The organism is Deltaproteobacteria bacterium (assembly GCA_016210005.1).
GTDB lineage: Bacteria > Desulfobacterota > Binatia > HRBIN30 > JACQVA1 > JACQVA1.
In genome coordinates, this window is the sequence record JACQVA010000111.1 from 1 (window position 1) to 8,954 (window position 8,954).

An 8,954-nucleotide genomic window follows, 5' to 3' on the forward strand; every position below is an offset into this window, starting at 1 on the left:
AGGTAGTGGAGGGTTTTTCGGCCAAGTACGGCGTTGACAAGCTGGTCTACCACGAAGCGCACGGCTGCGCAGAGACCGCAATCGTGCGGGAGAAGCAGCTGAAGAAGCGGCGCCGCGCCTGGAAGATGACAAATTGCGTCCCTTTCGGCCATGGGCCTCGGCCTGACAGCACACAGTACTGTCAGACTGGTGAGGATTTGCCCGGTCGGCTGCACGTTACCCGCAGATTTGTCGCACACCCACCGGGGTGCAGTAACCCTGCAGTAACCCCAGGGCATTGCACTTGACCGACAAAGAGGAGCACAATGCGGCTCCTACAGGTTGTTGCCGAGCCCGGCCGTGGCGCTGCGAGCGCCGCCGGAGAAAGGGGGCTGCAATGCACGGATTGGTGACACGCTACCTGCTGGTGGCTGCGGGCTGCCTGGCGCTGCGGGGTGCAATGGCGGCACACGCCGACGTCCAACCCGGTGATGTGATCACCGCGGCCAATGCCGACAAGGCCGCGGACTTGCTTTCGCCGGGCGTCAACTGGGTCGTCAAGCATGGGATGACGATCAAGGTCGCAGCGCCGCGCGAGTTACTAATGCCCAAGCGCTACGTCGAGGCCACCGAGAAGTACGCGGCGCAGGTGAAGCTCGCCAAGGGCGGATTGGCACTCGAAGGCTATGTCGCCGGCATGCCGTTCCCGACCATTGACGTCAACGACCCGCAGGCGGCGCTCAAGATCATGTGGAATTACGAGTACCGGCCGTTCTTCATCGACGACTTCCGCGAGGGCGACTTCGGCTCCTACACCGGTACCGCCAGCTACGACAAGCCAATGACCATCGAGCGCTCGCTGTGGATCGGCGACCTGCGCCGCCTTTATTACAACGGCCGCCTCTACGTCGAGCCCAAGCCCGAGCTGCCCAACCCCGAGGGCGTCCGCTACAAGGAATCACTGCATCCGATCTTGGCGCCGTTTGATCTCAAGGGAATCGGCTTGCTCGACCTGCGCTACATCGACGCCTCGCGGCAGGACGACACCTGGCTCTACCTGCCGCAGCTGCGCCGGGTGCGGCGGCTCTCCTCCGCGCAACGCAGCGACGCGCTGTTCGGGCAAGACGCCGACGCCGACAGCTTCTTCGGATACTCCGGACACATCGCCTGGATGGACTGGAAGCTGCTCGGCCTGAAGGACGTGCTCGGCTCGGTGCACGCCGAGAACTGGCCGCTCAAGCAGTGCCCCGGCGGTGGCGACTTCGCTTTCTGCGACCTCTGGGAAAAACGGCCGGCGTACGTGATCGAAGGGGTCTCCAAGCTACCGCAATACGCTTTCGGCAAACGCGTCATCGTCATCGATCGCCAAGGCATGCTGCCGCTGACTACCGACATGTACGACCGCGCCGGACAGCTGTGGAAAGTGTGGGTCGACTTCTACTCCTACCGCAAGCAGGCCATCCCCGACGCCCGCTTCACTTACGAGGACGAGATGCCCTTTTACCCGGGCGGATTCGTCATCGACACGCAGCTGGGGCACGCCACTTACTTCCCGCACCCCGACCCGGCTTCGACTGACAAGGAGTGTCTGTACTTCAACCAGGGCCCGCGCGGGACCAGCCCGGTGGCGCCGACGGGCGCCGACGAGAGCTTCTTCACCATCGCCCACCTGGTCGAATCGGGGCACTGATCTGGGACGCTGGAACCTCGGACCTTGGATCTACCGACGTTCAGTCAGCCCCGTTGCGCTGCAAGACGAATCCGGCGGCGCTCAGCGCCTGCTCGATCTCCGCGATATGCTCGCGGCCACGGGTTTCGAGTTCCAGCGTAACCGACGCCTGGGTCAGCGCCAGGCCCGGCTGGGCGCGCTCGTGACGGATTTGATGGATATTGGCGCGACACGCCGCCACGCAGGTCACCAAGCGGAGCAACTCACCCGGCCGATCGGCCAAGCGGGTAGTGAAGCGGAACAAGCGGCCTTCTTCGACCAGGCCGAGGTTGATGATGCGGTCGAGCAAGTTGGTGTCGATGTTGCCGCCGGAGACGATCACCACCACCTTTGCTGCCGTCGCCGGCAGCAGCCCGGCGAGGCAGGCCGCCAAGCCGACCGCGCCGGCACCTTCGACCACGGTCTTGGCCCGTTCCAGCAGCAACAGCACGGCATCGGCGATCTGCGCATCGCGCACCTCCACCGCCGCCGCCAAGCCGGTGCGGATGATTTCGAATGGAAGCGCGCCAATCGAGCGCGTGGCCAGGCCGTCGGCGATGGTGTCGACCGCCGCCAGCTCGATCCGTGAGCCGGCGCGCAAGCTCGGCGCCAGCGATGATGCCCCCACCGCTTGCACAGCGATGACGCGCGCACTGCTGCCCGCACCGCGCAGGGCCGAGATCACGCCCGCAAGCAATCCACCGCCGCCGACGGGAACCACCACCGTGTCGACCTCCGGTAGCTGTTCGAGCACCTCCAACGCGAGCGTGCCTTGGCCGGCAATGATCTCCGGATCATCGAAGGCGTGCACGAAGGTTGCCTGCTGCACCTGCGCCAGCGCCAGCGCGCTGGCGTAGGCCGCGCTGTAATCGCCGCCCGAGAGCACGACGCTGGCACCGTAGCCCCCGGTGGCCGTCACCTTGCTGAACGACGCCGTCTCCGGCATCACCACCGTGACCGGCACCGCCATCGTCCGCGCCGCGTAAGCCACGCCTTGGGCGTGATTACCGGCCGATGCCGTCACCACGCCGCGCGCTCGCGCCCTGGGGTCAAGCAGCTGAATCTTGTTGAGCGCGCCGCGCACCTTGAACGAGCCGGTCTTCTGCAGGTTCTCCAGCTTCAGATAGATCTGCCGCCCGCACATCGCGCTGAAGGTCGCGCTAAGATCGAGCGGGGTCGTCCTGACAATGCCGGCAGCGCGGCGGCGAGCCGCCTGGATGGCCTCGAAAGCGATGGTTGTACCAGTCATCACCGCAGCGAGAGTGATATCACTGAGGGTTGCGGACGGCCGGCGGCGGCGGTTGTCGGCATGGCGAGCATCGCTGCCTCGAGGTTAGAGCCGCAGCCCGTGTCCGCGGCCGAGCTCGTAGGCCATCAACAGGCCCAAGCCCAGGGTGAACAGCGCCGCCAGAGTGCGCACGGCCAAGGCGACCGCGAATTCCAGCCCCGCCGCCACCCGGGCGCTAATCTCCAGGTGCAAGACGATCACCGCCACCCCGGCCGCCAGCAGCGCCACCGTGTGGCCCGCGCCCCAGAGCGCGCCTACCAGCGACGCCCGCAACACGCCCTTGCGCTCGCTGGCGATCGCCGTCACCGCGGCCAAGTGATCGGCATCCAGCGCGTGCTTGAGCCCGAGGGTGAAGCCGAGCGCGAGTATCGACCAGGTCGAGAGCATCGCTATCCTTATGACCGCCGGCCCCATCTCGGTCAATTGGACTCGGCCCTGATTTACAGAAGCGAATCGCGCCGGACGCCATCTGTTGCCAGATCGAGGGTTACCTCCGTGATGGTAAGGAAGTCCTGACACTGCGCGCGAGCAGACTGTTGAACGACCCGCTCATGCTTCGAGACGCTCCTGAAGCTGCTTGACAGCGCTGCACGCCGTTGGCTACGTCCGGCGCTGAGGTGGGCAACTTATGAACGCTGTGGTCATTACTGGAATCGCCCAGGGAATGGGGCGCGAGGTGGCGCTGCAGCTGGCGCAGTCCAAGGTGCCGCTGGCGGGCTTCGATGTCGATGCCCGCGGGATCGCCGCGCTGCGGGCCGAGTTGGACCGGGTGGGTTGTCCGCACGTGCTGGCTGAACTCGACATCACCAATCGCCCGGCTCTCCTCGGATTCCGCGATACCGTGCTCGAGCGGTACGGGCGTGTGGAGGTGGTGCTGTCGAATGTCGGCATCGGCTTCTTCGGGCCGTTCGAGGAAGCGGACTTGGACAGAGCGCTGAAGTGTCTGGAGATCAACGTCATCGGCACCGCGGCGATCTTCCAGGCGTTCATCCCGTCAATGCGGGCGCAGCGCTCGGGCCGCCTCATTGCGGTCTCGTCGCTCGTCGGGCAGATCCCGTTTCCGTTCGAGTCGATCTACTCGGCCAGCAAGTTCGCCGTGGAAGGCTTGGTGCAATCGTTACGCTACGAGGTGGAGCCGTTCGGCATTCGCGTGGCGCTGATCCAACCGGCGCAGGTCTCCACTACCTTTGCGGCCAAGATCCACCAGCGCGCGCCGGTGGGCTCGCCTTACCGGGAGCGGGTCGATCGTTTCATCAAGCGCGACGAGGAACTCATCAAGACGGCTCCGACCCCGGCGCAAGCCGCCCGCGCCATCATTCGCGTCATCCGCGCCCACCAGCCCAAGTTGCACAACCAGATCGACCGCAAGAGCACCATCTTTTTGGCGCTCAACCGACTGCTGCCGCGGGCGCTGCGGGACGCGATCCTGCTGCGCCAAATGGATATCGGAGTGGACTCAACCGTCTGAGCCTGGTCCGGCCGCCCGGCTTTGACGGGCCGCGCGCCTGTAGTACGGTTCGGGCGATGCCGCTGGTGAGTGTAATCGTCCCGAGCCACAACCGCCGCGCGTTGTTGCGTGAGGCGGTGGAGTCGGTGCTGGGGCAACGCGGGGTGGCGATCGATCTGATCGTGGTCGATGACGGTTCGAGCGACGGCAGCGAGGGCGAGTTGTCCGAGTTCGGCGCGCGTGTGCGCTACCGCTGGCAGCCCCAACGCGGCGTCTCCGCGGCGCGCAACGCCGGTGCACGCCTTGCGCGCGGCCGCTGGCTCGCCTTTCTCGATTCGGATGATCTGTGGTTGCCCGACAAGTTGGCCACTCAACTGGCCTTCGTCTCAGAGCATCCCGAAACAACGATCTGCCAAACGGGGGAAATCTGGATACGCAACGGTGTGCGGGTCAATCCCTGCCGCCATCACCGCAAGCCGGATGGTGACGTGTTCTTGGCGAGCTTGCAGCGTTGCGTGGTCAGCCCCTCGGCGGTGATGTTGCGGCGCGAGCTGTTCGAGGCTACCGGCGGCTTCGACGAGAGCTTGCCGGCGTGTGAGGATTATGACCTCTGGCTGCGCTTGGCGCGGCACCAACAAGTGGCGTTGATCGATCGGCCGCTGGTGATCAAGCGCGGCGGGCACGCTGACCAGCTGTCGCGACGGTACTGGGGAATGGATCGCTTTCGGGTACAGGCGCTGCGCAAGCTGCTCGCCGAACCCGGCCTCGATCAAGTGCGGCGGGCGGCGGTGTGCGCGGTGCTGGCTGAGAAGTGTGCGATCCTGGCTCTAGGTGCGGCCAAACGCGGGCGCCACCAGGAGGCGGTGGCATATGCGGCATTGGCAACGGCCCCAACCAACCCCGCACCGGGCGGGGGCGGCTCTTGGTTGAGTTGGTCATGACGGACAGCGCCGCCGTGTTAGCCTATACCGCTGCGCGCCGCTTCTCCGCGCCGACGTGCGCGCGCTGGTTGCGCCTCGAGGCCGGCGACCAAGCGGCGCTGCTGCAAGTTGCCGAGCGTTTGCGCCTGGGCGAAAACCAGTTCCGCGATTTCTTCGACTGGGCGGAGGAGATCGCCGTGCGCGACCGCTGCGCCATCAAGGACGTGTGGGGCCGAGCGCCGGTGGCTGGGGCGCTGGCGCGCAAGCTCGGCCGCAACGAAATGGTGGCCGCGGTGAAGGCCGCCCTGCGCCAGCTGCGCTTCCCGCAACTTGCCGCCGCCGAGAGCCGGCTCGCCCAACTGGTGCGACAACTCCAGTTGCCGCACGGTGTCCGCGTGCACCTGCCCGAGCAGCTCGAAGGCGATGAGGTAAGGATCGAGCTGCGCGGGCGCAGCGCGGAGGCCTTGCGCGCCGGCGTTGCCGCGGTGCAGCAAGGCCTCCGGCGGGCGGAGCTGGACGAGATCTTCCGCTTGTTGGAGCAAGCCCCGTGAAGCGCTGGACACCCGCACGGCTGTGGCTCGAACAGGGTGAGGAGGACTCGCCGGTGGCGCGGTGCGTGCGCCAGTCGCTGCCCGGCGTGCCCGTCTCGGTCCTCGGCGATCCGCGGGCCGCCGAGCCGGCGGCGTCCGAGGGTTTTGCCGCCGGCAAGCACGACCTGGTGTTGCAACGCCATCGCGGCAGCTTCTTGCAACACTGCCCCGCCGGCACCCCCGGCCTGGTGTGCTGTAACTACTTCGTGGCCGACTTCGCCACCAACTGCCCGTTCGATTGCAGCTACTGCTTCTTGCAGGAGTACCTCGCCAACAATCCGGCCATGAAGGTATTCACCAATCCCGAGGACGGTCTGGCCGAGATTGCCGCGCTGCTGCGGGCGCATCCGGCGCGCCACTTCCGCATCGGTACCGGGCATCTGAGCGACAGCCTGGCGCTCGACCCGATCACCGGCCTCAGCCGCATCTTGGTGCCGTTCTTTGCCGAACACCGCAACGCCGTCCTCGAATTGAAGACCAAGTCCGACTGCGTTGACGAGCTGCTGCGACTCGATCCGCGCGGCCGCGTGGTGGTGTCGTGGTCGGTAAACGCGCCGCGGGTGCTGGCCGAAGAAGAGCCCGGCACCGCTTCATTGAGCGAACGGCTGGCGGCGGCCAGGCGGGTGCAGGAAGCGGGCTATCGGCTCGGCTTTCACTTCGACCCATTGATCGAGCATCCCGGTTGGGCTGCCGGCTACCGCGATACGGTGGCGCAGATTGCCGCCGCGATCGAGCCGCGGCGGATCGCGTGGATCAGCCTCGGCAGCCTGCGGCTGACGCCCGGGCTGCGCGCCGCGCTGCGTGCCCGCCCCCGCCGCAGCCTAACGCTGAGCGGCGAACTGGTAGCCTGCGCGGACGGCAAGGCGCGGGTGTGGCGCGGCTTGCGGCTGGAAATGTACCGCCGGATCCAGAGCTATCTCCGCCAAGCCTTGCCGGGGGTGGAAACCTATTTGTGCATGGAGGCCGCCAACGTGTGGCAAATCGTGCGCGGTGAATCCCCCGGCGATCGCCAACTGGCCGAGCGGCTGAGCGCGGGAGCGCTTCAGTGATAAGTGCACACAAAGGGCGGAAACCAAAGCCGCCGGCCGCGACACGCGCAAGTGCCGCGCGGCGGCCGCCGCGCCTCGATGCTGCCGTCGGCGTCTTCGACTCGGGCATCGGCGGCCTCACCGTCCTGCACCAGCTCATGCGCGAGCTGCCCCACGAGCACCTCATCTACCTCGGCGATACCGGCCGCTCCCCCTACGGCACCAAGTCGCCCGAGACGGTGCGGCGCTATTCGCTCGAGAACACGGAGTTTCTGCTCGACAAGGGCATCAAACTGCTGGTGGTGGCGTGTAACAGCGCCTCCGCAGTGGCGCTGGAGGCCCTGGCCGAACGGGCGGCGGTGCCGGTGCTCGGTGTCATCGAGCCGGGGGTGGCGGAAGCAGTACGCGCCACCCGCAATCGCCGCATCGGAGTCATCGGCACCGAAGCCACCATCGCCAGCGGTGCCTATACCCACGCGCTGCGCCGGCTGGCGGCAGACGTCGAGATCTATACCCGCGCCTGCCCGCTGTTCGTCCCCCTGGCCGAGGAGGGCTGGGTGGACAACGACATCGCCCGCAAGACCGCGGAGATTTATCTCGCCAGCCTGCGCAAGAGCGGCATCGACACTCTGATACTCGGCTGCACGCATTACCCGCTGCTGCGGGCGGTGATTGCCGAAATGATGGGGCCAAAGGTGAAACTCATCGACTCCGCCGCCTCGACGGCGCGCGCCACTGCCCGGGCGCTGTTGCGCCAGCGCCTGGCCCGCCGCAGCGGTCGGGGCTCGGTGAGCTTCTTCGTCACCGACCTCCCCGAGCGCTTCATCAAGGTGGGCCAACGCTTCCTCGGCGAGCAGGTGCAGTCGGCAGTACGCCTCGAACGCTGACTACTCGCGGCGTGATGCGTAGCCCCGGCGTCTTGCAAGCGATGCACGATTTCGGGCAAGTGAGGCCCTGGGGACGCCAATCGTGATCAAACGCTACATCGCTCAGGCACTGCGCCGCGCTCGCTGCCGGCAGCTCGATGGCGGGGTTTTTCGCGTCACCGTGTCCGGGCGGCGAGGAGTTCGAGTACTGCTACGCGAGGCCATGAGCCCAACTGACCGGGCCGGCTTCGAAGCCCTCGAATAGCATGCCTTCAACCGAGCTTGCATCGCTGCAGCAACTCGAGACCGACCTCTGGGAAGCGGCGGACAACCTGCGCGCGAATTCCAAGCTCACCTCCAGCGACTACTTCATGCCGGTGCTCGGCGTGATCTTTCTGCGCCATGCGGCCAACCGCTTCGAGGCCGCGGCACGACAGATCGAGCAAGATCAAGCCAGTGGCAAGATGCCGAAGCGCAAGGTGCTGCCGGCCGACTACATCGCCCGCCGCTCGCTCTACCTGCCCGAGAAGGCGCGCTACGACTGGATCATGGAAAAGGCGGCGGTGAGCGGCAGCGATCTTCCAAGACTCGTCACCGACGCGATGACGGCGATCGAGGCCGAGTTCGAGCCCCTGCAGGGCGTGCTGCCGAAGGACTACGGCATCTTCGAGCCGAAGGTGCTCGAAGACCTGATGCGTCTCTTCAACAGCGCGCAGATCAAGCAAGCGACCGGCGACGTGTTCGGCCGCATCTACGAATACTTTCTCGCCAAGTTCTCGATCCAGAAGGCGCACGACAACGGCGAGTTCTTCACTCCGTCGTCGATCGTGCAGACGATCGTCAACGTGATCGAGCCCGATCACGGCACCGTGTTCGATCCCGCCTGCGGCTCGGGCGGCATGTTCGTCCAGTCGAGCCACTTCATCGAGCACGAGGGCGGCGACACCGCGAAGAAGGTTGTCTTCTACGGCCAGGAGAAGAACCGCGACACCATCCGCATCGCCAAGATGAACCTCGCGGTGCACGGGCTGGAGGGAAAGATCGCCGAGGCGATCACCTACTACCAGGACGAGCACACGCTGGCCGGCAAGTGCGACTTTGTGATGGCCAATCCGCCGTTCAACGTGG

The 8,954-nt window shown here is 66.3% G+C and carries 10 protein-coding genes; 8 read left to right on the plus strand and 2 right to left on the minus strand.

Features of this window, described 5'->3' with window-relative positions:
- Positions 1 to 376: 376 nt before the first annotated feature.
- On the plus strand, positions 377 to 1,669 hold the full coding sequence (locus tag HY699_10590) for a DUF1329 domain-containing protein (GenBank protein MBI4516247.1): 1,293 nt from the start codon (positions 377 to 379) through the stop codon (positions 1,667 to 1,669).
- Positions 1,670 to 1,709: 40 nt separating this feature from the next.
- Here HY699_10590 and HY699_10595 read toward each other — a convergent pair whose 3' ends face one another.
- Both HY699_10595 and HY699_10600 read right to left on the minus strand, forming a co-directional pair.
- Entirely contained in the window at positions 1,710 to 2,936 is a 1,227-nt protein-coding gene (locus HY699_10595; GenBank protein ID MBI4516248.1) for a threonine ammonia-lyase, read from the minus strand.
- An 84-nt stretch (positions 2,937 to 3,020) separates the two neighbouring features.
- Positions 3,021 to 3,362 (minus strand): hypothetical protein, encoded by a 342-nt coding sequence (locus HY699_10600; protein MBI4516249.1) that lies wholly within the window; start codon positions 3,360 to 3,362, stop codon positions 3,021 to 3,023.
- Positions 3,363 to 3,603: 241 nt separating this feature from the next.
- Here HY699_10600 and HY699_10605 point away from each other — a divergent pair, with 241 nt between their 5' ends.
- From HY699_10605 to HY699_10635, 7 genes are all read left to right on the plus strand, one after another.
- Entirely contained in the window at positions 3,604 to 4,443 is an 840-nt protein-coding gene (locus HY699_10605) for an SDR family NAD(P)-dependent oxidoreductase (GenBank protein MBI4516250.1), read from the plus strand.
- A 56-nt stretch (positions 4,444 to 4,499) separates the two neighbouring features.
- Positions 4,500 to 5,363: a glycosyltransferase gene (locus HY699_10610; protein ID MBI4516251.1), complete on the plus strand. Its 864-nt coding sequence runs from the start codon at positions 4,500 to 4,502 to the stop codon at positions 5,361 to 5,363.
- On the plus strand, positions 5,360 to 5,893 hold the full coding sequence (locus HY699_10615; GenBank protein MBI4516252.1) for a hypothetical protein: 534 nt from the start codon (positions 5,360 to 5,362) through the stop codon (positions 5,891 to 5,893). The genes HY699_10610 and HY699_10615 overlap by 4 nt, the downstream gene beginning before the upstream one ends.
- Positions 5,890 to 6,981: a radical SAM protein gene (locus tag HY699_10620; protein MBI4516253.1), complete on the plus strand. Its 1,092-nt coding sequence runs from the start codon at positions 5,890 to 5,892 to the stop codon at positions 6,979 to 6,981. Before HY699_10615 ends, HY699_10620 begins: the two co-directional genes overlap by 4 nt.
- Positions 6,981 to 7,847 (plus strand): glutamate racemase, encoded by an 867-nt coding sequence (locus tag HY699_10625; GenBank protein MBI4516254.1) that lies wholly within the window; start codon positions 6,981 to 6,983, stop codon positions 7,845 to 7,847. Before HY699_10620 ends, HY699_10625 begins: the two co-directional genes overlap by 1 nt.
- Positions 7,848 to 7,929: 82 nt before the next feature.
- Positions 7,930 to 8,091, plus strand: coding sequence for a hypothetical protein (locus tag HY699_10630; GenBank protein MBI4516255.1), 162 nt, complete (start codon positions 7,930 to 7,932; stop codon positions 8,089 to 8,091).
- A gap of 1 nt (position 8,092) precedes the next feature.
- A partial coding sequence (locus HY699_10635) for an SAM-dependent DNA methyltransferase (protein ID MBI4516256.1) occupies positions 8,093 to 8,954 on the plus strand: 862 nt, incomplete at its 3' end.